At 70.8% G+C, this 23,654-nt stretch carries 22 protein-coding genes; 3 read left to right on the top strand and 19 right to left on the bottom strand.

Annotation, left to right across the window (positions count from 1 at the left end; all coding sequences use genetic code 11):
* Nucleotides 1-87: 87 nt before the first annotated feature.
* Both OHS57_RS25180 and OHS57_RS25175 read left to right on the top strand, forming a co-directional pair.
* Nucleotides 88-1,089 carry a GNAT family N-acetyltransferase gene (locus OHS57_RS25180; protein WP_328585166.1) on the top strand — a complete coding sequence of 334 codons (1,002 nt, stop codon included), beginning with the start codon at nt 88-90 and terminating at the stop codon, nt 1,087-1,089.
* Between the two features lie 17 nt (nt 1,090-1,106).
* Entirely contained in the window at nt 1,107-2,009 is a 903-nt protein-coding gene (locus OHS57_RS25175; protein ID WP_328583428.1) for a transglutaminase-like domain-containing protein, read from the top strand.
* Nucleotides 2,010-2,032: 23 nt separating this feature from the next.
* On the opposite strand, the gene OHS57_RS25170 is transcribed toward OHS57_RS25175, so the two are convergent.
* The 8 genes from OHS57_RS25170 to OHS57_RS25135 all read right to left on the bottom strand — a co-directional run bounded on the left by OHS57_RS25170 (nt 2,033) and on the right by OHS57_RS25135 (nt 9,484).
* Nucleotides 2,033-2,665 carry a response regulator transcription factor gene (locus OHS57_RS25170; RefSeq protein WP_328583427.1) on the bottom strand — a complete coding sequence of 211 codons (633 nt, stop codon included), beginning with the start codon at nt 2,663-2,665 and terminating at the stop codon, nt 2,033-2,035.
* The gene (locus OHS57_RS25165; protein WP_328583426.1) at nt 2,662-3,843 is read right to left on the bottom strand and encodes a sensor histidine kinase; all 1,182 of its coding nucleotides are present in this window, start codon (nt 3,841-3,843) and stop codon (nt 2,662-2,664) included. The genes OHS57_RS25170 and OHS57_RS25165 overlap by 4 nt, the downstream gene beginning before the upstream one ends.
* Nucleotides 3,840-4,580 (bottom strand): ABC transporter permease, encoded by a 741-nt coding sequence (locus OHS57_RS25160; RefSeq protein ID WP_041984838.1) that lies wholly within the window; start codon nt 4,578-4,580, stop codon nt 3,840-3,842. The genes OHS57_RS25165 and OHS57_RS25160 overlap by 4 nt, the downstream gene beginning before the upstream one ends.
* Nucleotides 4,577-5,509 carry an ABC transporter ATP-binding protein gene (locus OHS57_RS25155; protein WP_328583425.1) on the bottom strand — a complete coding sequence of 311 codons (933 nt, stop codon included), beginning with the start codon at nt 5,507-5,509 and terminating at the stop codon, nt 4,577-4,579. The genes OHS57_RS25160 and OHS57_RS25155 overlap by 4 nt, the downstream gene beginning before the upstream one ends.
* Nucleotides 5,510-5,614: 105 nt before the next feature.
* Nucleotides 5,615-7,732: a hypothetical protein gene (locus tag OHS57_RS25150; RefSeq protein ID WP_328583424.1), complete on the bottom strand. Its 2,118-nt coding sequence runs from the start codon at nt 7,730-7,732 to the stop codon at nt 5,615-5,617.
* Between the two features lie 194 nt (nt 7,733-7,926).
* Nucleotides 7,927-8,337, bottom strand: a complete 411-nt coding sequence (locus OHS57_RS25145) for a DUF6113 family protein (RefSeq protein ID WP_041984847.1) — start codon at nt 8,335-8,337, stop codon at nt 7,927-7,929.
* A complete protein-coding gene (gene mshB, locus OHS57_RS25140) occupies nt 8,334-9,248 on the bottom strand; it encodes an N-acetyl-1-D-myo-inositol-2-amino-2-deoxy-alpha-D-glucopyranoside deacetylase (RefSeq protein ID WP_328583423.1) in 915 nt (304 codons plus the stop codon). Before mshB ends, OHS57_RS25145 begins: the two co-directional genes overlap by 4 nt.
* A 41-nt stretch (nt 9,249-9,289) precedes the next feature.
* Nucleotides 9,290-9,484, bottom strand: a complete 195-nt coding sequence (locus OHS57_RS25135) for a hypothetical protein (RefSeq protein ID WP_041984854.1) — start codon at nt 9,482-9,484, stop codon at nt 9,290-9,292.
* Between the two features lie 168 nt (nt 9,485-9,652).
* Between OHS57_RS25135 and OHS57_RS25130 the strand changes: the two genes are divergently transcribed.
* Nucleotides 9,653-11,806 carry a prolyl oligopeptidase family serine peptidase gene (locus tag OHS57_RS25130; protein WP_328583422.1) on the top strand — a complete coding sequence of 718 codons (2,154 nt, stop codon included), beginning with the start codon at nt 9,653-9,655 and terminating at the stop codon, nt 11,804-11,806.
* 152 nt (nt 11,807-11,958) lie between these two features.
* Here the strand turns inward: OHS57_RS25130 and OHS57_RS25125 are convergent, their stop codons facing one another.
* From OHS57_RS25125 to OHS57_RS25075, 11 genes are all read right to left on the bottom strand, one after another.
* Nucleotides 11,959-12,810, bottom strand: coding sequence for a bifunctional 5,10-methylenetetrahydrofolate dehydrogenase/5,10-methenyltetrahydrofolate cyclohydrolase (locus tag OHS57_RS25125; protein WP_328583421.1), 852 nt, complete (start codon nt 12,808-12,810; stop codon nt 11,959-11,961).
* A complete protein-coding gene (locus tag OHS57_RS25120; protein WP_328583420.1) occupies nt 12,807-13,427 on the bottom strand; it encodes a cyclodeaminase/cyclohydrolase family protein in 621 nt (206 codons plus the stop codon). The genes OHS57_RS25125 and OHS57_RS25120 overlap by 4 nt, the downstream gene beginning before the upstream one ends.
* A 19-nt stretch (nt 13,428-13,446) precedes the next feature.
* The gene (locus OHS57_RS25115) at nt 13,447-14,613 is read right to left on the bottom strand and encodes an ABC transporter ATP-binding protein (RefSeq protein WP_328583419.1); all 1,167 of its coding nucleotides are present in this window, start codon (nt 14,611-14,613) and stop codon (nt 13,447-13,449) included.
* Nucleotides 14,606-15,580, bottom strand: a complete 975-nt coding sequence (locus OHS57_RS25110) for an ABC transporter ATP-binding protein (RefSeq protein WP_041984868.1) — start codon at nt 15,578-15,580, stop codon at nt 14,606-14,608. Before OHS57_RS25110 ends, OHS57_RS25115 begins: the two co-directional genes overlap by 8 nt.
* A 13-nt stretch (nt 15,581-15,593) precedes the next feature.
* Nucleotides 15,594-16,571: an ABC transporter permease gene (locus OHS57_RS25105; RefSeq protein WP_328583418.1), complete on the bottom strand. Its 978-nt coding sequence runs from the start codon at nt 16,569-16,571 to the stop codon at nt 15,594-15,596.
* Nucleotides 16,564-17,487: an ABC transporter permease gene (locus OHS57_RS25100; protein WP_041984873.1), complete on the bottom strand. Its 924-nt coding sequence runs from the start codon at nt 17,485-17,487 to the stop codon at nt 16,564-16,566. Before OHS57_RS25100 ends, OHS57_RS25105 begins: the two co-directional genes overlap by 8 nt.
* Before the next feature lie 102 nt (nt 17,488-17,589).
* On the bottom strand, nt 17,590-19,233 hold the full coding sequence (locus OHS57_RS25095; protein WP_041984875.1) for a peptide ABC transporter substrate-binding protein: 1,644 nt from the start codon (nt 19,231-19,233) through the stop codon (nt 17,590-17,592).
* A 108-nt stretch (nt 19,234-19,341) separates the two neighbouring features.
* Entirely contained in the window at nt 19,342-20,268 is a 927-nt protein-coding gene (locus OHS57_RS25090; RefSeq protein WP_328583417.1) for a GNAT family N-acetyltransferase, read from the bottom strand.
* 110 nt (nt 20,269-20,378) lie between these two features.
* Entirely contained in the window at nt 20,379-21,437 is a 1,059-nt protein-coding gene (locus OHS57_RS25085; protein WP_328585165.1) for an ABC transporter ATP-binding protein, read from the bottom strand.
* Between the two features lie 103 nt (nt 21,438-21,540).
* Nucleotides 21,541-22,605: an ABC transporter ATP-binding protein gene (locus OHS57_RS25080; RefSeq protein ID WP_041984880.1), complete on the bottom strand. Its 1,065-nt coding sequence runs from the start codon at nt 22,603-22,605 to the stop codon at nt 21,541-21,543.
* Nucleotides 22,606-22,615: 10 nt separating this feature from the next.
* Nucleotides 22,616-23,593, bottom strand: coding sequence for an ABC transporter permease (locus OHS57_RS25075; RefSeq protein WP_041984881.1), 978 nt, complete (start codon nt 23,591-23,593; stop codon nt 22,616-22,618).
* Nucleotides 23,594-23,654: the final 61 nt, after the last annotated feature.

The raw sequence follows: 23,654 nt of genomic DNA, 5'->3' as shown, positions 1-23,654 counted from the left end.
GGCGCGCGGGAGCGCGGCGTCGTCGATGCCCGCCACCTAGTATCTCCGTTCTTGGGCACGATCCGAACAGGAGGGGTGGGCACAGCTGTGGAATTCAGCGCCGGAGGCCGGCTCGAAGTCCGGGTGACCCCCACCGACGTGGGCAAACGCGTATCAGTCAGACAGCTGACCGGCGCGGGCCCCGGCGCGGGTCAGTTCACCGACACGGTGGGTGTTCTCACATCGTGGGACGACGGTGTGGTCCTCGTCACACGCCGCACCGGCGAGCGTGTCAGCATCCCCGAGTCGGCGCTCGTGGCCGCCAAGGTCGTACCGGCGGCGCCCGCCAGACGGCGGGGTCCCGCCGCGTCCTTCGATGAGCTGGCCCACGTCTGTGCGCGCGCCTGGCAGCCGGCCGAGACCGAGCGGCTCGGCGACTGGCGGCTCGGCGCTTCCGGCGGTTTCACCCGGCGCGCCAACTCCGTGGTGCCGCTGGGCGGCCCGGGGCTGCCGCTGGACGAGGCGCTGGAGCGGGTGCGCGCCTGGTACGGGGCGCGCGGGCTGCCCCCGTACATCCAGGTGTCGAGCGGCGCCGAGGGCACCCAGGAGCTGCTGGGCGCCGAGCTGGCGCGGCGCGGCTGGGTGGCCGAGGTGTCGGTCGAGGTACGGATCGGGGCGCTGGCGCCGCTGGCCGAGGCGGCGCCCGACGCGGACGCCGAGCAGGTCGCGCTGCGCCCGGTCTGCGACGAGAGCTGGCTGCGCGGCTACCACCGGTTCAGCGCGCCGGGCCCCGAGGTGCTGCACGTGCTGAACACGGCTCCCTCCGTCCGGTTCGCGACCGTGCCCGGCGCTACGGAGACGCCGGCCGCGATCGGCCGGTGTGTCGTCGACGGGCGCTGGGCGGGTTTCATGGCGGTGGAGGTGGACCCCGCCCACCGGCGCCAGGGGCTTGCCACCGCCGTGATGACGGCCCTCGCCCGTGACGCGCTGGCGCAGGGCGCTTCGGCGGCCTGGCTCCAGGTGGAGACGGAGAACGAGGCGGCGCGTGCGATGTACGACCGCCTGGGCTTCGTCACCCATCACCGGTATCAGCACTTCCGCTTCTCCTGAACGGGTACGGGTCGCGTATGAGGCCGGAACAGCCGGACGAACCAGAACCGGACGAATCAGAACCGGACGAGCCGGAACAGCAGCCGGGCCCCGCGGGCCGACGGCGGCGGTTCGCCGACGAGGCGCGCGCCGAGCGCCCCGATCTGGCGGCGCTGTGCCTGCTGATCGGCGCCGAGGCCGGCCAGGGGCAGGACGACGCAGCTGTGGAGGCCCGGACGGACGCCGCGGAGATGGAGCTGGACCGGCTGGCGGGCCTGCTGCCCTTCGGCCTCACCGGACCGCGCGCCTGGGCGGCGGCGCTCGCCGAACTGCTGGGCGCGCGGCTGGGCTTCCACGGCTCGGGCGCCGACTACCAGCTGCTGGAGTCCTCGCTCCTGCCCGAGGTGCTACGACGGCGGCGCGGGCTGCCGATCCTGCTCTCGGTCGTCTGGATCGAGGTGGCACGACGGGCGGGCGCCCCGGTGTACGGCCTGGCGCTGCCCGGCCATTTCGTCGTCGGTTTCGGCGACCCGGCCGAGCGGGTGCTGGCCGACCCGTTCGCCGGCGGTCAGTTGCTGACGGGCGACGACGCGACGCGGCTCGTCACCGCCGCGACGGGCGCTCCCCCGCCGCCTGGCCCGCCGGTCCCCGCCGATCCGCTCGACATCGTCCAACGGATCCTCAACAACATCCGGGCCTGGGCGGCGGCCCGGCCGGAGCGTACGGACGTGGCGCTGTGGGCGGTCGAGCTGTCCCTGCTGCTGCCCGCGCATCCGGCGCGGCTGCGCTACGACCGGGCGCGGCTGCTCATCGAGCGGGGCGACTATCTGACGGGCGCCGCCGCCCTGGAGGAGTACGCCGAGGTGGTGTCGGCGGTGGAGCCGTCCACGGCGGAGGCGCTGCGCCGCAGGGCGCGCGCCGCGCGGGCGATGCTCAACTGACCGGGCCGCCGGGCCGCCGGCCGTCAGAGCCAGCCCTTCTCGCGTGCGATACCGACCGCCTCGGTGCGGTTGCGGGCTGCCAGTTTCTGGATCGCCGTGGAGAGGTAGTTGCGGACGGTGCCCTGGGACAGGTGCAGCAGCGCGGCCAGTTCGGCGTTGGTGGAGCCGCCGGCCGCCGCCCGCAGCACCTCGCGCTCCCGGTCGGTCAGCGGATTCGCGCCGTCGGCCAGCGCGGCGGCGGCGAGCGTCGGATCGATGACCCGCTCCCCTGCCAACACCTTGCGTACGGCTTCGGCGAGTTGGGCCGCCGGGGCGTCCTTGACCAGGAAGGCGTCGGCGCCCGACTCCATGGCCCGGCGCAGATAGCCGGGGCGGCCGAAGGTGGTCAGCACGATCACCTTGACCCGGGGCAGCGCGTCGCGCAGCTCGCCCGCCGCCTCGATCCCGGTCATGCCCGGCATCTCGATGTCGAGGAGCGCCACATCCACCTCGGCGGCCCGGGCGGCGGCCAGCACCTCGTCGCCCCTGGCGACCTGGGCGACCACTTCGATGTCCGGTTCGAGGCCGAGCAGCGCCGCCAGGGCCTCGCGCACCATGGACTGGTCCTCGGCGAGCAGAACCCTGATCATGCGGGTCGTGCCGGTCACGCTGCTCATGCCGGGGAGTTTAGGGGGACGGCCAGAGGCGCGCGGACGGTGAGCAGGAAGCCGCCCTTGGTGGAGCCCGCCTCCAGCGTGCCGCCGACCTGGGCGAGCCGTTCGGCGAGCCCGGTCAGCCCGTTGCCCCGGTCCGCGCCGCTCGCGCCGCGTCCGTCGTCCTCGACGGTCAGCTCCACCACAGGTCCTTCCAGGGTCTGCCGGGGGGTGAGCGCGACGACGCAGCGGCGGGCGCCGCTGTGCCGTACGACGTTGGTGACGGCCTCCCGCAGCGACCAGGCGAGCACCGTCTCCGACTCGGCGCACAGCGTGGCACCCAGCTCCTTCGGGACGTCCTGCGGTACGTCGGCGGTGACACCGGCCACGGCCAGCGCCGTACGGGCCCCCGCCAGCTCGCCCGGCAGGGTGGGCCGCCGGTAGCCGCTCACGGCTTCCCGTACGTCCGTGAGGGCCTGCCTGCTGACCTGCTCGATGTCGGCGACCTGCTCGGCCGCCCGGTCGGGGTGGGCGGGCAGCATCCGGCCCGCCAGCTCGCTCTTGAGCGTGATCAGCGACAGCGAGTGGCCGAGCAGGTCGTGCAGGTCGCGGGCGAGCCGCAGCCGCTCCTCGTTGGCGGCCAGTTCGGCGACGGTGGCCCGCGCCTCGCGCAGCTCGATCGTCGTACGCACCAGCTGGCCCACCCCCGCCATGGCGAAGCCGCCGAGCAGCGCGGGCACCACCAGCGCGCTGAGCAGGTCGTGGTTGTCCGCCGACCGCAGGCCGACCGCCGCCATCACCCCGGTGACGGCCGGGATCGCGAACCGGGAGACCCGGATCGGCAGCGCGGCGCCGCACGACACCGACACGTAGACGAAGAGCACCAGCCACGCGCTGTCCAGCGTGAGGGAGAGCAGCACCGCCAGGGCGAGCATGAACAGCAGCGCGCTGTAGACGGTGCGTGGCCGGAGCGGCCGTCCGGTGTGCCGGAAGATCACCATCAGGTAGACGCCCACGAAGGCGACCAGGCCGACCACGCCGAGCACGACACTCCACGGCGACCCGTCGTGGTCGAAGAGGTCGCTCACCGGCGCGCCCATGAAGGCCAGCCAGATGCCGAACCACATCAGCTTCACGAAGGAGTGCCTGCGGCCGTCGGGTGACTGGCCGATGCCGACGCCGGAGAAGGTCACTTCGCTCATGCCTTCAGTGTGTCCTTGCGGTACAGCCAGGCGGCGCCGCCCGCGAAGACCACGAAGTATCCGACCATGATCGCGACGTCCTTGAGATGCGGCGCGCCGCCCAGCTCGATGGCCTGTCCGAGGGCCGCGTAGGCATGCGTGGGCAGCCATTCGGCGATGTTCTGCAGCCACTGCGGATAGCTGGAGACGGGCAGCCACAGGCCGCCGAGGATGGACAGGCCGAAGTAGATGATCATCGTGATGGGCCGGACGGCGTCACCGGAGGCGACGTAGCCGATGGCCACCCCGAGCGCGGCGAAGCACAGGCTGCCGGCCCAGATGACGCCGGTGAGCGCCAGCCACTGCCAGGTGTCCAGCGTGACGCCCTTGACCGAAGCGGCGATGACGAACACGACGATGATGGACGGCAGGCTGACCACGGCGGCGCCGGCGATCTTCGCGAGGACGTAGCCGCGTCCGGGCAGCGAGGTGAGCCGCAGCTGGCGCACCCAGCCCTTCTCGCGCTCCTTGGCGATCTTCTCGCTGTTGCCCATCAGTACGGCGGTGAGCGCCCCGAAGGACGCCAGCGCGACCATGTAGAACGAACTGAGCGACAGGTCGCTGCCGGCCACCTTCTTCGCGTTGTCCTGCGGCCCGGCGATGACCAGGAAGAGCACGGCGGGGTAGATCACCGAGAAGAACATGAACTTCTTGTTCCGCAGGGTGCGGGTGATTTCGAGCTTGATCAGGGTGTTCACGCGGTCCTGGCCTCCTCGGCCTCGGTGATGGCGACGAACGCCTGCTCAAGGCCGAGCCCGGCCACTTCGAGATTGCGCGGGTAGAGCCCGAGCCCGTACACGCCGTGCACGGTCGCGTCCGCGTCGTGGGACTGCATACGGACGGTGGTTCCGGAGACGGACAGCGCGCCGAGGGACGGCAGCGCGCGCAGCGCTGTCTCGTCGATCGGACCGTCCAGGTCGAAGGAGATCCGGCGGGCGCCCGCCCTGGCCTTGATCTCGGCGGCCGTGCCGTCGGCCAGCAGCCTGCCCTTGTACAGCACGAGCACCCGGTCGGCGATCGCGTCCGCCTCTTCCAGGTAGTGGGTGGCGAACAGCACCGTACGGCCGTGCCGCGCCTGCTCGCGCATGGTGGCCCAGAACGCCTGCCGCGCCGTGACGTCCATCCCGGTGGTCGGCTCGTCGAGGACGATGAGGTCGTTGGCGCCCGCGGTGGCGAGCGCGAACCTGACCCGCTGCTCCTGGCCGCCGGAGAGCTTGTTGACCTTGCGGTCGGCGATCTGGGTGATGCCCGCCCTGGCCAGCACCTCGGAGACCGGGAACGGCTTGCGGTGCAGGGCGCACGCGAGGTTCACCAGCTCGCGGACCGTGACCTCCTCCATCAAGCCGCCGCTCTGCAGCATGGCGCCGACCCGGCCCGCCGAGATGGCTTCCTTCGGGCTCATGCCGAAGACGCTGACGGTGCCCGAGTCGGGGTTCCTGAGGCCGAGCAGCAGATCGAGGGCCGAGGACTTGCCCGCGCCGTTGGGGCCGAGGAGCGCGACGGTCTCGCCGGGGTGGAGCGTGAGCGTGAGACCGGCCACCGCGTGGACGTCTCCGTAGCTCTTGTTCACGTTCTCGAAGCTCGCCACCGCTGTACCGGTGGCGGTGGGAGGGGCTGTCGTCGTCATGCCCTCATCGTGGCCGCCGCGCCCCCGCTTCCGGCAGTGCCGACGGTCGTGGCCCTGGGATGACATCCGTCATCCCAGGGCCACGACTCATGTCCGGACGCCGGGTCAGCTGGGGTCGGTCTCGATCACCTTCGTGCGCTCCTCCTGCGTCTTGCCGCGCAGTGCCTCGCGCAGCGCGCCCGCCACGTCCTGCGGGGTGACCGCGGTCTTCGAGCCGTCGCCCCTGGTGATCAGGACGCCGTCGAACACCGAGCCGTACAGCTCCTTGAGCGCCTTGAGGTCGTAGCTGTCCTGGAGCTTCCCGTCGACGGCCTTCATCGAGAGGATCTTGGGCAGCGACCGGTCGGGGCCGAACTGGATCGAGGCGTTCCCCGCCTTGATCGTGACGAGCCCGGACATCGCCGGCTTGGCGAAGTCCTTCATCGCGCGGTCGATCTCGGCCTCGCTGATGGTGGGTTCGCGGCTGGTGAGCGGCAGTTTGACGACGCTGACCTTGCCCGTCTGGACCTGGGTGCGGTAGGCGTCGCGCACCGAGATCATCGACTGGCTGACGTCCAGGGACTGGCCCGCCTTGCCGGGCACGGCGACGGGCTTGCCGGGCTCGAACTTGATCGTGCCCTCCGTGGCGGAGCCCGAGGTGCCCGCCAGGTCGGTGAGGGCGGCGGTCAGTTTCTCGTCGTCGACGGGGATCACCGGCTCGACGACCCGTGCGCCGCCGAACAGCGAGCCGACCACGGTGACCGGGTTGTAGTCGCTGCCCGCCGCCGACCGGACGGTCGCCTGCGTGTCGAGGGTCAGGCCCGCCTTGTCGGGGGCCAGTTCCTGCGTCGTGCCGCTGACGTCGAGCTTGAGCGGGGCCTTCGCCTGCTTGCCGAGCGCGCTCTCCAGCTTGTTGACGGCCTGGTCACGGGTGCCGCCGCCGATGTCGACGCCGAGGACCGTGCTGCCCTTGGGCACGTCGGAGTGGTTCATGAGCAGTCCGGCGCCGTAGACGCCGACGGCGGCCACGATGAGCAGGGCGACGAGCAGCATGCCCTTGGAGCGGCCCTTCTTGGCCGGCGCCGCGGGGCGCGGCGCGGGCGCGGGGGCCGGCGCCGCCGCGGGTCCTGACCGCTCGGGTCCCTCGGGGCCCGGGTAGACGCCGGGCGGGAAGCCCCGGCCGGGGGTCGGCCGGTCGTCGGTCCTGGGCGTGAGGTCGGGCCTGCCGCCCTGCGGGCCGCCCGTCGGCGTACCGGAGCCGGGGAACGGCGCGCGGTGCTCCGGCGGGATGACCGGGATGCCGCTGGTGAGCGTGTCGCCCGAGACATGGCCGCCGGGCGGTTCGGGGGCGGGCTGCTGCGGTGTCAGTACGGCGGTGTCGTCGGACATCCGGGGCACGCCGCCCTGGTCGGGGCCGCCCGGGTAGCCGGGTGCGCCGGGGCCGCCCGGTGCGCCGCCCAGCGGGGTGAGCGGTGAGCTGCCCGTCGCGGGGCCCGTGGTGGGCCCGTTCGGACCGTTGTCGGGGCCGGGGATGCCGACGGGCACGCCGTAGGGCGGGGTGCCGTGGCTGCCGGGCGCGTAGCCGCCCGCGCCGGGGTCGCCCTGCTGACCTGGTGCGCCTTGCTGCCCGGGTGCGCCCTGGCCCTGCGGGCCCGGCTGCGCCGCGTAGTCGGCGAGGGAGCCGCCGCCCGTGCCGTCGCCCGCGCCGGGCTGCGGCGGGGTGGGTCCGCCGGCCGTCGCAGCGGCGCCTGCGCCCATGCCGGCCGCCGTACCGGTGCCCGCGCCCGAGGGGCCGGGGGCCGCGCCCGCCTTGCGGGGGGCGAACCAGTCGCTCGGGGGCTGCTTGTCCTGGCCGGCGGGCGGCTCGCCCTCCGGGGCCGCGGACCCGGCGGGGTCCTGGCCCGCCCCGTCGGGGCGCGGTGTGCTGCCCGTACGGTCGCCGTTCTGCCCGGCCGCCGGGATGCCCCGGCCGTCGGTGGACTCGCCCTCGCCCATCGGCGTACGCATGACGACGGGCGGGATCGGCCGCGAACCCGGGATGTTGATCCGGATGCGGGTGGTCAGTGTGGTCTCGGTTCTCGGCTCGTCCGGCTGCGGGACGGGCGGGATCTCGGTCTCGTCCGACGCGTCCTGCTGGGGCGGCCCCGGATACTGGCGTGATCCGTACGGCGGTGTCCCCGAGGGGTACGCGGCTCCGCCGCGCCCCTGGGGCCCGGAGGACGAACTGTCAGTTTCACGACTCAAAGCAGGATCTCCCGGTTGGCTCCGCCGCCCGTTCTTACTGGTACTCAACTACGCAGGTCCCCATGCCGGAGGCCGGGGACGGCCCGGAGCGCGCACCACCATACTGTCCTCCGCCGACACACATCCGCCGACCGCGTGAAGCGGCTGCTCAGCCGGCCGTACGGACATGGTCAATTCAGCAGCAGACGGACGCTTCACTTCCCAAGTCGGCCGGACTTCGTGCCCGGTTGCGGCAACCGGAGCATGGTGGCACAGATCACAGCGACCACCATCCCACCCAGCAGATAGACGAGGGGTCCGATACCGGCCGCGAAGACACCGTCGCCTTCCGGCCGTCCCATACTCAGCAGAATGACAGCAATCAGCCAGCCGGCCGCGGGCGCCCCCACCCCGAGCTGGGTGCCGGTCGCCAGCAGTCCGCCGCCGAATACACCGGCGGTGGCGAGCAGGGCGAGCACCAAACCCCCCGGGAACCAGCCGCCTTGGGCCAGCGCGCCCGCCACACCGACGACGGCGCCGAGGACGAGCAGCCCGGCGTAGGCGGCGATCCTGGCGGGTCTGGGCGGCTGCGCGAGCCAGCCGCCGGGCGTCCGGTCCACGCTCATCGGCCGGCCCCCGCGGTGGCTTCCGCACCGGCGATGCCGGCGAACAGGTCGGTCTCCCGCTCGCCTGCGGGGGCGCCCCGCTCGCCCTGCACCAACTCGTAGTACTCCTGGGCGAACAGCGGCTGGCCGAGGCCGTTGGAGAGGGCGAAGAAGGGCCCGTCGACGGTGATTTGAGTGGCGTGGGCACGCATCGCGGCCGTCTTGCGTCCGGCGTACTCCGCGCCGTCGACCACCGTCGTGATCCGCGCGTCGTCGACCACGCCCGGAAGGTCGTCGACCGCGGCCGTGCCGGCGAAGACCGGTCCCGCGGCCCGCAGCCGGGCGAAGCCCGCCTCGGCCACCGAGCGCGGCATCCGGTTCCAGTACACCTTCGCGACGGTGTGCGGCGCTCCCAGGTCGGTCCGGTACGCGGCGTCGGCGGCCAGTTCGGCGGCGCGCGTGGCGACGCGGTGGGCCTGGATGTGGTCGGGGTGGCCGTAGCCGCCGTCGGGGTCGTACGTGACGAGCACCTGCGGGCGCACTTCGCGGATCATCTCCACGAGGTACGGCGCCGCCGCCTCGACGTCCGTGTGCCAGAACGCGTTCTCGCGGTCGTTCTGCGGCAGGCCCATCATCCCGGAGTCCCGGTAGCGGCCCGCGCCGCCGAGGAAGCGGTGGTCGGTGACGCCCAGCTCCCGCATGGCGGCGGCGAGTTCACCGACGCGGTGCGGGCCGAGGGCGTCGTCCTTGTCGGCCGCGAGCCGGGCGAGAGCGGCCGGGACGACCTCACCCTCCTCGCCGAGCGTGCAGGTCACGAGCGTGACCAGGGCGCCACCTGCCGCGTACTTGGCCATGGTGGCGCCGTTGTTGATCGTCTCGTCGTCAGGGTGCGCGTGCACCAGCATCAGACGCCGACCGGGTAGATCGCTCATGGGGACAGCCTACGAGGCGGCCCGATCCGGACGGGACGCACTCAGAACTTGATGCCCCCGATCATGCCCGCCACGTTGGAGGTCAGGTCGCTGATGGTGGGCGCGATGGTGGAGCTGGCGAGATAGAACCCGAGCAGCACACAGACAACCGCGTGTCCACCTTTGAGCCCGGATTTCCGGACCAGGAGGAAGACCACGATCGCCAGCAGCACCACCGCCGAAATCGAGAGTGCCACGGCGGTTCACCTCCATAGATATTCAGTCGGAACATCGCAGCGTGCATGTGCCCGGCAGAGTCATACCCACCAAGCGCTACGGATCATAACTATCCGTGCCAACGCATCGATCGGAGCACGGCAGCACATGGGGGCGCACGGCCACCGCGGCCTCATAGGATTCGGTTCATGACCTTGCGGCCGCAGCTCTCGTTCCCTCGTCAGTACGCGACCACCCAGCGGTTCAGCCTCGGGGCCCCGCGCTCGTTCACGGTGTCGCCCGACGGCGACCGGGTGGTCTTCCTGCGTTCCGCCTCCGGCACCGACCGGGTGAACCGCCTCTGGGTGGTCGATCTCTCCGGTGCGGCGGCCGGTGAGGTGCGCGAGCGGGTGGCCGCCGATCCGGAGCTGCTGCTCGGCGGCGCCGGTGAGCGGCTCTCGGCGCAGGAGCGGGCCAGACGCGAGCGGAGCCGTGAGGGCTCGGCGGGCATCGTCGGGTACGCCGTGGACGGGGCGGTCGAGCTGGCGGCCTTCACGCTGTCGGGGCGGCTGTTCACGACCGGGCTGCGGGACGCGGCGGTACGTGAACTGCCCGTGCCGGGTCCGGTGATCGACCCGAGGCCGGCCCCGGACGGCCGCCATGTGGCCTATGTGGCCCGTGGGGCGCTGCGGGTGATCGGGACGGACGGTACGGGTGACCGGGAGCTGGCGGGCCCCGAGAACGACGATGTGACGTACGGCCTGGCCGAGTTCATCGCGGCCGAGGAGATGGACCGCTCGCGCGGCTACTGGTGGTCGCCCGACTCCGACCGGCTGCTGGTCGCGCGGTCCGACACGGCGCGGGTCAACCGGTGGTGGATCTCCGACCCGGCCCACCCGGACCGGGCGCCGGAGCAGGTGGCGTATCCGGCGGCGGGCACGCCCAACGCGGACGTGACGCTGTTCCTGCTGGGGCTCGACGGGTCGCGTACCGAGGTGGTCTGGGACCGGGCGCGCTACCCGTACCTGGCCCGGGTGCACTGGTCGGCCGCCGGCGCCCCGCTGCTGCTCGTCCAGACCCGTGACCAGGGCAGTCAGCTGTATCTCGCGGTGGACCCGGCGAGCGGCGCGACACAGATGGTGCACAGGGACGAGGACCCGGCCTGGCTGGAGCTGTTCGCCGGGGTGCCGGCGTGGGCGCCGGACGGCCGGCTCGTACGGATCGCCGACGAGGGGGGCGCACGGGTCCTGGTGGTCGGCGACCGGGCACTGACCGGGCCGCAGTTGCAGCTGCGGTCGGTGCTGGACATCGGTGAGCACGACGTTCTGGTGTCGGCCGTGGCCGGCGAGGAGGCGGCGGCGCCGGAGATCGGCGAGATCCATGTGTACCGGGTCAACGAGCTGGGGACGGAGCGCTTCTCCGCCGGGCCCGGGGTGCATTCGGCGGTACGGGGCGGCCGGGTGACCGTGCTGACCTCGGCCAGGCCCGGTACGCCGGGTACCTCGGCGCAGGTGCTGCGGGACGGCAAGCCGCTGGTGACGATCGTCTCGTACGCCGAGCAGCCGGTGCTCACGGCTCGCGCGCGGTTCGTCGAAGGGGGCGCACGGCGGATTCCGTGCGCCGTCCTGCTCCCCACCGATTATCAGGAATCGGACGGTCCGCTTCCGGTTCTGTTGGACCCGTACGCGTGCCCGCACGGCCAGCGGGTGCTCGCTTCACACAACGCGCACCTCACGTCCCAGTGGTTCGCCGACCAGGGCTTCGCGGTGATCGTCGCCGACGGCCGTGGCGCGCCCGGCCGGTCGCCCGGCTGGGAGAAGTCGATCAAGAACAACATGCTGCTGGCCCTCGACGACCAGATCGAGGCGCTGCAGGACCTCGCGGGACGCTTCCCGCTGGACACCGGCCGGGTCGCGATCCGCGGCTGGTCGGGCGGCGGCTGGCTCGCGGGACTCGCCGTCCTGCGCCGCCCCGACATCTTCCACGCGGCGGTCGTCGGCGCGCCGGTCACCGACGTACGGCTGTACGACACGCACTACATGGAGCGCTACTACGGCCTGCCGGACGAGCAGCCCGAGGTCTACGCGGCGCACTCGCTGGTCACCGACGACGGCCTCTCGGCGCCCCAGGAGCCGGCCAGGCCGATGATGATCATCCACGGCCTCGCCGACGACAACGTGGTGGTCGCGCACTCCCTGCGGCTGTCGGCGGCGCTCCTGGCGGCGGGCCGGCCGCACGAGGTGCTGCCGCTCACGGGCGCGACGCACATGACGCCGCAGGAGGAGATCGCGGAGAACATGCTGCTGCTCCAGGTGGACTTCCTCAAGCGGTCCCTGCCGGGCGGCCGACCGGCCGCCGGCTGATCGACCCTTTCCGGCCACCCCAGGCGTGGCCGGAAAGCGCGCCACGGCGTCTCCCGGCACGACGCCGTGCGAGGCCGCCGGCCCAGGCAGCGCGGGTCCGGCCCGTACCGGCCGCCCGGGGGCGTCTCGTGCGGAGTACGGCCCGATCTCGTCTACCGGAGCCGTGCCGCCTGTGCGGCCTTGACCGTGTGCTGGAGGAGCAGCGCCGTGGTCACCGGGCCGACGCCGCCCGGCACCGGTGTCAGGGCGCCTGCCCGGTCGGTCACGGACGGGTCCACGTCGCCGACGAGGCCGCCGTCGGCCGTGGGGTTGGTGCCGACGTCCACGACGACGGCCCCCGGCCGTACGTGCGCTGCGGTGATCAGCCCCGGCCTGCCGACCGCTGCGACCACCACGTCGGCCGCCGACGTGACGGCGGCCAGGTCGCGGGTGCGGGAGTGGCAGACCGTCACGGTGGCGTTCTTGTCGAGTAGCAGGTGCGCCGCCGGTTTGCCGACGACCGTCGAGCGGCCGACGACGGCGACATGACGGCCGGTCAGCTCGACCTTGTGGTGGTCGAGGAGCGCGACCACGGCCTCGGCGGTGGCCGGGGCGAAGGCGGGGAGCCCCGCCGCCAGCCGGCCGAGCGAGAGCGGGTTGGCGCCGTCCACGTCCTTCTCGAACGCGATGGCGGACGCCAGGTCCTCCAGGGCCGCCCCCGCGGGCAGCGGGGTCTGCAGGATGATGCCGTGCACGGACGCGTCGGCGCTGAGCGCGGCCAGCCGGTCGCCGATCTGTTCTGCGGTGGCTTCGGCGCCGAGGTCGACGATCTCGCAGTCGATACCGGCCTTCCCCGCCGATCTGGCGATCGAGCGTACGTACCAGGCGCTCGACTCGTCGGCGGTCGCGACCACCACCGCCAGCTTCGGCGGGGTGCCGGACGCGGCCAGCTCGGCGGCAGCCGCGGTGGCCTCGGCGCGTACGGCGGCGCCGAGTTCCTTGCCTGACAGGACCGTCGCGCTCACTTCTTGATCTCCTCGCGCACGGCCACCGTGATCTGCTCGGCGCGGGCGGCGATCTGGTCCACCCGGTCGGCCTCGGCCGCGAGCGCGGCGCTGACCTCGGTGTCCTTGATCCCGCCCAGATTGATCTCGACGTTGACCCGGGCGGTGGTGGCGGCGGCGCGCGCCGCCTCGGCCGCCGCGGCCACATCGGTGATGACGTTGCGGTTGCCGATCGGCAGCAGTTCCTCGGCCAGCGTGACGGCCACGTCGGCGACGACGATCACCTCGGCCGGCGGCCGGCCCGCCCCGACCAGGGCCGTGGCGATGGCCGCCGAACGGGCGGCCTTCTGCTCGTCGTCCGCCCTGGGCAGCCGGTAGGCGTCGGTGACCGCGGTGAACGCCACGGCGTCGTCCTGCGCCAACTGCAGCGCGGCGGCGCGCAGTTCGTCGGTCTCGGTGATGATCCGCTCGATGGTCGCCCGGTCGGCGGCGTACTTCTCACCGGTGCTGTAGCGGGCCACCATGCCGAGCAGGGCCGCCGCCTGGGCCGCGTGCAGGGCGGCCGAAGCGCCGCCGCCGGGGGCCGGGACCCGGTCGGCCAGCCGGTCGAGGAAGTCGCCGATCGTCTCGTCACGCATGCCCGGAATCCTCCCACGCTCACCGGTCGTCGGGACGCTCGGTCCACGTACCGGGCTCCGTGCCCGTACCGGGCCCCGTGCCGAGTTCCCGCCACGTACCGGACTCGCTGCCCGCGCCGGGCGCCGCCTCCCGGCCGCCGTCCGGTTCCGGTTCCGGGCCCGTGACCGGGACGATCTGCTTCTCCTCGGCGAAGTGGCACGCCGAGGGGTGCGACGCCGGGCCCGTGTCGTCGCGGAAGACCATCGGGACCGCCAGGACCGGGTCCTCCACCGCGCACTTCTCCTGCGCCTTCCAGCAGCGGGTACGGAAGTGGCAGCCGGACGGCGGGTTCGCCGGTGACGGCACGTCACCGCTGAGGATGATCCGCTCGCGGTGCTCGCGCGCCGTCGGGTCCGGCAGCGGTACGGCGGAGAGCAGCGCCTGCGTGTACGGGTGCGTGGGGTGGTCGTAGATCTCGGCGTCCGAACCGATCTCGACGACCCGGCCCAGATACATCACGGCGACCCGGTCGGAGATGTGCCGCACGATCGACAGGTCGTGGGCGATGAAGACGTAGCTCAGCCCGAACTCCTGCTGGAGCCGCTCCATCAGGTTGATGACCTGCGCCTGGACCGACACGTCGAGCGCCGACACCGGCTCGTCGGCGACGATGACCTCGGGCTGCAGCGCGAGGCCGCGCGCGATCCCGATGCGCTGGCGCTGGCCGCCGGAGAACTGGTGCGGATAGCGGTTGATGTACTCCGGGTTCAGGCCGACGACGTCCAGCAGGTCCTGCACCTTGCGGCGCCGGTCGCCCTTGGGCGCCACCTCGGGGTGGATCTCGTACGGCTCGCCGATGATGTCGCCGACGGTCATCCGCGGGTTGAGCGAGGTGTACGGGTCCTGGAACACCATCTGGATGTTCCTGCGGACGGTCTTCATCGCGCGCCCTGACAGCTTGGTGATGTCCTCGCCCTTGTACCGGATCGTGCCGGCCGTCGGGTCCTCCAGATGCACCAGCATCCGCGCCACCGTCGACTTGCCGCAGCCCGACTCCCCCACCACACCCAGGGTTTCGCCCTGGCCGAGGTCGAAGGAGACGCCGTCGACGGCCTTCACCGCGCCGACCTGTTTCCTGATCAGGATCCCCTGGGTCAGCGGATAGTGCTTGACCAGGTCCCGTACTTCCAGGATGGGCTCAGTCATCGAGGGTCTCCCTCCAGAAGTGGCAGGCGCTCCGCCGGGTCGACGACACCTCGTAGAGCGGCGGCTCGTCCGTCCTGCACACGTCCTGGGCGCGCGGGCAGCGCGGGTTGAAGGCGCAGCCCGGCGGGATCCGCAGCAGGTTGGGCGGCAGGCCCTTGATCGCGTAGAGGTCCTGGCCCTTCTGGTCCAGGCGCGGGATCGAGTCCAGCAGCCCCCGGGTGTACGGGTGGGCCGGTGCCTTGTAGATCTCGTGGACCGGCGCGGTCTCGACGATGCGGCCCGCGTACATCACCGCGATCTTGTCGGCGACGTCGGCGACGACACCGAGGTCGTGGGTGATCAGGATCAGCCCCATGTTCAGCTCGCGCTGCAACTCGGCGAGCAGGTCCATCACCTGGGCCTGGACGGTCACGTCGAGGGCCGTGGTCGGCTCGTCCGCGATGATCAGCGAGGGTTCCAGCGCGAGCGCCATCGCGATCATGATGCGCTGGCGCATACCGCCGGAGAACTGGTGCGGATAGTCCCCCACCCGCTGGTGGGCGGCCGGGATCCGGACCCGGTCCATCAGCTCGACGGCCTTGGCGCGCGCGTCCTTGCGGGACATCCCCCGGTGCACGATGAACATCTCGCCGAGCTGGGCGCCGACGCTGAGCACGGGGTTGAGCGAGGACAGCGCGTCCTGGAAGATCATCGCCATCTCGGAGCCCCGGATCTTGCGCCGCTCCTCCTCCTTGAGCTTCAGCAGGTCCTGGCCGTGGAAGACGACCTCGCCGCCGGTGATCTTGCCGGGCGGTACGTCGAGGATGCCCATGATCGCCTGGGCGGTGACGGACTTGCCGGATCCCGACTCGCCCAGCACGGCCAGGGTCTCCCCCTCGTCCACCTGGTAGCTGACCCCGTTGACCGCCTTGGCGACGCCCTCGCGGGTGTGGAACTCCACGTGCAGATCGCGCACTTCGAGCAACATGGGACGCAACTCCTCAGCGCAGCTTGGGGTCGAGGGCGTCGCGCACCGCGTCGCCGAGCATGATGAATGCGAGCACGGTGACCGCCAGCGCGCCGGCCGGCCAGAGCAGCATGTGCGGGGCGTTGCGGATGTACGGCGACGCGGCCGAGATGTCGATGCCCCAGGACACGGTCGGCGGTTTGAGCCCCACGCCGAGGTACGACAGCGTCGCTTCGAGCGAGATGTACGTACCGAGCGCGATGGTCGCGACGACGATCACCGGCGCGATGGCGTTGGGCATGATGTGCCGGACCAGCAGCCGGGTGCTCGAAGCGCCGAGCGCCCGCGCGGCCTGCACGAAGTCGTTCTGTTTGATGGTGATGACGGAGCCGCGCGCGATCCGGGAGATCTGCGGCCAGCCGAGCAGCACCATGAACCCGATCACCGGCCAGACGGTGGAGCTCTTGACCACGGACAGCAGGACGAGCCCGCCGAGGACGACGGGAATGCCGAAGAAGATGTCGGTGGCCCGGGACAGCAGCGAGTCGGAGATGCCGCCGAAGAACCCGGCCAGCGCGCCGAGGAAGGAGCCGATGAGGGCCACTCCGACGGTGGCGCAGACGCCGACGGTGACCGAGGCGCGCGCCCCGTACACGGTCCTGGTGTAGACGTCGCAGCCCTGCCCGTCGAAGCCGAACGGGTGTCCCGGCTGGGAGCCTTCCTGTGCCTTGCCGAGATCACAGGTCAGCGGGTTGCGGGAGGCGATGGCCTGCGGCCAGATCGCGATGATCACCAGGAAGAGGATGACCAGCGCCGAGATGATGAAGATCGGGTTGCGCCGCAGGTCGCGCCAGGCGTCCGACCAGAGACTGCGTGGCTTGTCGTCCGTGCCGCCGCCCTCGGGGCCTTCGCCCTGTACGGAGCTGCCCTCGCTCATGGCGAGGTCCATCGTGCCCCCGGCACCTGTGCCGGCGATGGCTTCGTTCGGCGGTCGGTTGGGATCTTCAGGCATACCGGATCCTCGGGTCGAGAACGGCGTAGAGGAGGTCGACCAGCAGGTTCGCCACCAGGAAGACGATGACCAGGACGGTCACGAAGCCGACGACGGTCTGGGTGTTCTGGCGCACGATGCCCTGGTAGAGCTGGTAACCGACGCCGTGGATGTTGAAGATCCGCTCGGTGACGATCGCGCCGCCCATCAGCCCGCCGATGTCGGTGCCGATGAAGGTGACCACCGGGATCAGCGAGTTGCGCAGCAGATGACGGACGATCACCCGGCGCCTGGGCAGCCCCTTGGCGATGGCGGTGCGCACGTAGTCGGAGCGTCTGTTCTCGGCGATGGACGTACGGGTCAGCCGGGTGACGTACGCCAGTGACACGGACGCGAGCACGAGCCCCGGCACGATCAGCTCGTCCAGCGGGGCCGACGTGGAGACCGAGGGGTTGATGATGCCCCAGTTCACGCCCAGCACGAGCTGCACGATCAGACCGGTGACGAAGGTCGGTACGGAGATGACCACCAGGGTCAGCAGCAGGACGCCGGTGTCGACCGGGCGGCCCCTGCGCAGCCCGGTGATCACGCCGAGCGTGATGCCGATGATGATCTCGAAGACGATCGCCACGACGGTCAGCCGGATGGTGACGGGGAAGGCCGAGCCCATCAGGTCGATGACCTTCTGGCCGTTGAAGGCCGTGCCGAAGTCACCCTGGAAGAGATGGCCCATGTAGGTCAGGTATTGCTGCCACACCGGCTTGTCGAGGCCGAATTCCTTCTTCAGCTGCGCCACGGTCGCCGGATCGCAGGTCTTGTCGCCGCAGAGACCGGCGATGGGATCGCCCATGACGTTGACCATCAGGAAGATCAGCAGCGTCGCACCGATGAACACGGGGATCATCTGGAGCAGACGCCTGATCACATATCGTCCCATGGAGGACTCCGGGGATCGTGGGGTGCGTGCAGAGCCAGGACGACGCCGGTAACGGCCTGCGGCCCGGCGCCAGTGGTGGGCCGGGCCGCACGCCGTCCGGCGTCAGTTGACCTTGATCTCGTTGTAGACCGGCACGCTGAACGGGTTCAGCGCGACGTTCGACAGCCGGTCCGAGTAGCCGGCGCTGCCGTTCTGGTACCAGAGCGGGATGGCCGCCATCTGGTCCCTGACGACCTCTTCGGCCTGCTGGAACAGCTTGACCGCCTTGGTCGTGTCGGTCTCGGCGTTGGCCTGGTTGACCAGCTTGTCGAACTTCGGGTCGGAGAACTTGCCGTCGTTCGACGAGGCGTTGGTGAAGTACAGCGGCTGCAGGAAGTCCTGGATCAGCGGGTAGTCCATCTGCCAGCCGGCCCGGAAGGGACCGGTCATCTTCTTCTGGCCGATCTGGTTACGGAAGTCGGCGAAGGTGCCGACCGGGGCGCCCACGCACGTCTTGCCGCTGCCCATCACGTTGTTGATGCTGTTGCAGACGGCGTCGACCCATTCCTTGTGCGAGCCGGTGTCCGCGTTGTACGAGATGGTCATCTTGCCGCCGGGGATGCCGCCGCCCTGCTGGATCAGCTTCTTGGCCTGCGCCGCGTTGAAGTCGCACGCCGAGCCGCAGAGCCCGGCCTTGTAACCGCCGGCCGCGCCGAGCACCGGCGAGGTCCAGTCGGTCGCGGGGGTGCGGGTGTTCTGGAAGATGGTCTTGGTGATCTGCGCGCGGTTGATCGCCATCGACAGGCCGGTGCGCAGCTTCGCCGAGTTCGGACCGTTCCACTTCTTGTCGTAGAACGGGAACGCCAGCGTCTGGATGATGCCGGCCGGGGTGTTGATGTAGCGCCCCGCCAGGTCCGACTTCACGTTCTTGAGCTGCGCGGCGGGCACGTCGTCGACCAGGTCGAGGTTGCCGGCCGTCAGGTCGGTGTAGGCGGTGTTGTTGTCCGTGTAGACCTTCAGGTCCACGCCGCCGTTCTGCGCCTTGTCGTCGCCCGGGTACTTCTTCCAGGTGCGCAGCGACATCTGGGAGCCCTTGGTGTACTTGTCCACCGTGTACGGGCCGTTGCCGACGGGCTTGGAGAGCCACGCGGAGTGGTTGCTGAAGAACGCCTTGGGCAGCGGCGCGAACGCCGCGTAGCCCAGGGTGTCGGGCCAGGTCGAGAACGGCTGCGACAGCGTGGCGGTGAAGGTCTGGCCACCCGTGATCTTCAGCCCCGACATGGTGGTCGCCTTGGGCTGGCCGGTCTCCGGGTGCACGTCGGTGTAGCCGGCGATGTACTGGAAGAACGACGCGTTCTTCTGGTTGTTCTTCAGATTCGCGCCGTAGTTCCAGGCGTCGACGAAGGACTTCGCCGTGACCTTCTCACCGTTGCTGAACGTCCAGCCGTTCTTGACGGTGATGTTGAAGGTCTTGGAGTCCTTCGTGGTGATGCTGGAGGCGAGGGCGTTCTCGGCCTTGGCGGTCTTGGGGTTGTAGCGCTTGAGACCCCGGAAGATCATGTCCAGGACCTTGCCGCCCTGCACCTCGTTGGTGTTGGCGGGCTCCAGCGGGTTCTGCGGGTCACCCCACGAGGCGCTCAGCACCCCGCCGGAGCCGCCACCACTGCCACTTCCGCTGCCGCTGTCGCTGTCCCCGCCGCAGGCCGTCGCGGTCAGCGCGACGACCACCGCACAAGCGGCCCACTTGGCGTGTGTGGCTCCACGCATGGAGTGCCTCCCTTTCAGGCCCAGATCTCACTTGAACCCAAATACACCCCATACGGTGTCGAACCGCACTTTCTTGAGGGCTGTACGAGTCACAGCCCTCGGGACGGGTCACACCGGCACGATCAGCTCCCAGGTGTCCACGGCGAAGTGCAGCCGCATGCCGTTCGCCTCGTAGAGCTTCAGCGCGCCGGTGGCGTTCTCGGTGTCGACGCCGAGGCCCACGGTCTCCCGGCCGCGTCCGGCGAAGGCGTGGAAGGCGTGTCGCAGCAGGAACCCGCCGATCCCCCGGCCCCTGGCGTCCTTGACCACACCGAGGTTGGGGATCCAGCCCATCGACTCCCGCTCGTTGCCGCCGATCAGCACAGCCGCGTCGCCGATCCCCTCGGCCGCGGCGATCCACACCAGCGACCAGTCGATCCGGTCGCCGCCCTGGTGCTCCAGCCACTCCTCGTAGCCGCGCGGCCGGTGGTCGAAGTGGTCGGCGAAGGTCAGCTCGCACAGCTCGTACGCGACGCGCCGGTCGGCCTCGGCCGTACAGTCCCGTACCCGTACGCCCGGCGGCGGGGTCGGCGCCGCGCCGAGGGCCGCGACGTCACGGGTCATCACCTGGTAGCGGCGGACCCGGCGCCAGTCGCGCGCCTCGATGACCGCGGTGTCCAGGGTCGGCTCGGTGTTCAGGTGCATATGGACGACGGCGCGCCCGGCGCCGTTCGCGCGGGCCCGTTCGGCGGCCCGTCCCTCCATCAGCTCGAACAGCCGCACCCCCGCGGCGGCGCTGCCGGGCAGCAGATAGTGGTCCATGCCGATGCGCTCGTCGCCGGAGTCGTCCCACATCAGGCCGTAGCAGACGAGCCGGCCGTCCTCGTACGCCAGCCAGGAGTCCTTGGCGAGGTCGACGCCGGGGTGGCCGAGATCGTCCCGCACCTCGTGCAGATCGGTCTCGGGCCGGCCTATCTCGATCACGTCGATCGCGTTGAGCAGCTCACAGATGGCGGGAGCGTCGTCGGGTACGGCGGGCCGCACGGTAAGAGACATGGACGTACTGTCGAGCGCGCCGCACCCCGCCCGCAACGCCTTTTCGCGACGGTGCGCGGGAAAGGGTGCGAACGGGGTGCGGGGCGGGCGTCCGTACGGGCGCCTCTGTGCTACGGCCGGTCCTCCGGCTCCAGGTCCTTCTCCAGGGCCCGCAGCGCCGGGTCGAGGATGACGTCCTCTTCGCGGGCCTCGGTGGTGGGGTCCTCGGGGAAGTGGCAGGCGGTCAGATGGCCCGGCTTGTTGCCGGAGATCTGGACCAGCGGCGGTTCCTCCGTGGCGCACTTGTCCTGCGCCTTCCAGCAGCGGGTACGGAACCGGCAGCCGGACGGCGGCATGATCGGCGAAGGCACGTCGCCGAAGAGCCGGATGCGCTCGCGCTTCTCCACGTCGATGTCCGTCTCGGGCACGGCGGAGAGCAGGGCGTGCGTGTACGGGTGACGGGGCCGGTTGTAGAGGGAGTCGCGGTCGGCGACCTCCACCACCTTGCCCAGGTACATCACGGCGACCCGCTGCGAGAAGTGCCGCACGATCGACAGGTCGTGCGCGATGAAGACGAAGGCGATGCCGAGGTCGCGCTGGAGCTCCTGGAGCAGGTTGATGACCTGCGCCTGGATGGAGACGTCCAGGGCCGAGACCGGCTCGTCGGCGACGATGAGCTTGGGCTGGAGCGCGAGCGCGCGGGCCACCCCGATGCGCTGGCGCTGGCCGCCGGAGAACTCGTGCGGGAAGCGGTTGTAGTGCTCCGGGTTGAGGCCGACGGTCTCCAGCAGCTCGCGCACCTTGGCCTCACGGCCGCCGGGCGGCTTGATGCCGTTGATCTCCATCGGGCTGGCGATGATCGTGCCGACCGTCTGCCGCGGGTTGAGCGACGCGTACGGGTCCTGGAAGATCATCTGGATCTCGGACCTGATCGGCGCCAGCTGCCTGCGGTTGGCGTGCGTGATGTCGCGGCCCTCGTAGGAGATGGTGCCCGCGGTCGGCTCCAGCAGCCGGGTGAGCAGCCGGCCGGTGGTCGACTTGCCGCAGCCCGACTCGCCGACGAGGCCGAGGCTCTCCCCGGGGAAGACACTCAGGTCGACGGAGTCGACCGCCTGGACGGCGCCGACCTTCCGCTTGATGGGGAAGCCGCCGTAGATCGGGAAGTGCTTGGTCAGGCCCTTCACTTCCATCAGCGGCTCGCCGGGAGCAGCGGTGCCCGCAGGCGCTGTCGTCTGACTGACGACGGTGTTCGTGTTCTTCTCGCTCATGGTCATAGCCCCAGTCGCCGGTACATCAGCCCAGCCGGGGCTGAATCTTCTCAATGAATATCTGCTGCTTCTGATCCAGCGTCAGATGGCAGGCGGAGCCCCGTCCCACGGGCAGCTCGGGCCGCTCCTTGACGCAGCGGCCGTTCCCGTCGACGACGTCGACGAACTCGCACCGCGGGTGGAACGCACAGCCGGTCGGCGGGTTCAGCAGGCTGGGCGGGGTGCCCGGGATGGGCCGCAGCGGCTCGTTGACGTCGGAGGCCAGCCGCGGCATCGAGCTGAGCAGACCCCAGGTGTACGGGTGCTGCGGCTGCTTGAGCACCTCACGTACGGTGCCGCGCTCGACGGCGCGTCCCGCGTACATGACCAGCAGATCGTCGGCGACGTTCGCCACGACGCCCAGGTCGTGGGTGATCAGGATGATCGCGGAGCCGAACTCCTGCTGGAGGTCCTTGAGCAGGTCGAGGATCTGCGCCTGGACCGTCACGTCGAGGGCGGTGGTCGGCTCGTCGGCGATCAGCAGTTCGGGGTTGCACACGAGCGACATGGCGATCATGGCGCGCTGGCGCATACCGCCGGAGAACTGGTGCGGGTAGTCGTCGACCCGGGACTTGGGGTCCGGGATGCCGACCTTGCCGAGCATCTCGATCGCCCGCGCACGCGCCTCCTTCTTGGAGGCGCCGGTGTGCTTCACGAACGGCTCGGCGATCTGCCGGCCGACCGTGTAGTACGGCGACAGCGCGGTGAGCGCGTCCTGGAAGATCATCGCCATCTTGTTGCCGCGGAGCTTTTCCATCTGCTTGTCCGAGACATCGGTGAGGTCCTCGCCGTCGAGCAGGATCTCACCGGTGATGGTGGTGGTCTCCGGGGCGTGCAGGCCCAGGATGGACAGGTTGGTCACCGACTTGCCGGAGCCCGACTCGCCCACGATGCCCAGCGTCTGGCCGCGCGCCAGGTCGAAGGAGAGGCCGTCGACGGCCTTGACCGTGCCCTCCTCGGTGGAGAACTGGACACGCAGGTCGCGTACCGAGAGGAACGTGTCCGACCCGGTCGGGGCAGGTGCGCCCTCGGTCTTGGTGAGTGTGGTCACGGTCGTACTCCTAGGACAGACGCACGCGCGGGTCGATGAACGCATACGCGGCGTCCACAATGACGTTGAACAGCAGGATGAAGGCGGCGCTGAAGATCATCACGCCCATCGTCAGCGGCAGGTCCTTGTCGGTCACCGACTGTACGGCGAGCCGGCCGATGCCCGGCAGACCGAAGGTGAACTCCGTGACGATGGCACCGCCGAGGAGCGCGCCGATGTCGATGCCGAGGATGGTGACGATCGGGATGAGCGAGCCGCGCCAGGCGTAGCGGAAGAAGACGTACTTGCCGCTCATGCCCTTGGCCCGAGCCGCTCTCACATGTTCTTCCTGCAACTGTTCGATCATCGTCGAGCGCGCTGTTCTGGTGTAGTTGGCGGTGAAGATCACCGAGATCACCAGCCAGGGAATCAGCAGCCCCATGAACCAGCCGGCCGGGTCCTCGGTCAGCGGCACGTACTTCGGCTTGTCGAGCCAGCCGGTGTTGAAGACCAGGAGAAGGAGGACCAGCGGGCCGAGGAAGTAGATCTGCAGCGAGCTGAGCACCAGCGAGGCGGAGCTGAACACCTTGTCGATCGTGGTGCCCTTCTTCGCCGCGGCGATCATGCCGGCGCCGAGGCCCACGACGAGGAAGACGATGAGGCCGCCGACCGACAGGGAGAGCGTCAGCGGGAAGCGGTCCAGGATGGTGTTCCACACCGGCTGCTGGTTGGCGAAGGAGATGCCGAGGCAGGGGGCCGGGCAGTGGCCCGTGGGGAAGTCGCGTCCCGCGAAGATGCCCACGAGGTAGTGCCAGTACTGCACCGGCACCGGCTGATCCAGGCCGAGGTTCTTGTGAATGATGGCCAGCGCGTCCGGAGTGCAGTTCTTGCCACAGGCCAGCAGAGCCGGGTCCTGGGGGATGGCGAAGAACATGAAGTATGTGATGGCACTGATGAGGAAGAGGATCAGAATCGCGCCGAACGACCGGCGTATGAGGAATTGCACCATGGGTTGTCGCTGCTCTCAGGACGGCGGCTGTGAGGGGGTCGAGAGAAGGGCCCGGCGGCCC

The organism is Streptomyces sp. NBC_00370 (genome assembly GCF_036084755.1).
Classification (GTDB): Bacteria; Actinomycetota; Actinomycetes; order Streptomycetales; family Streptomycetaceae; genus Streptomyces.
The sequence above is the reverse complement of the archived record's forward strand: the minus strand, read 5'-3'. Positions and strand labels throughout refer to the sequence as shown.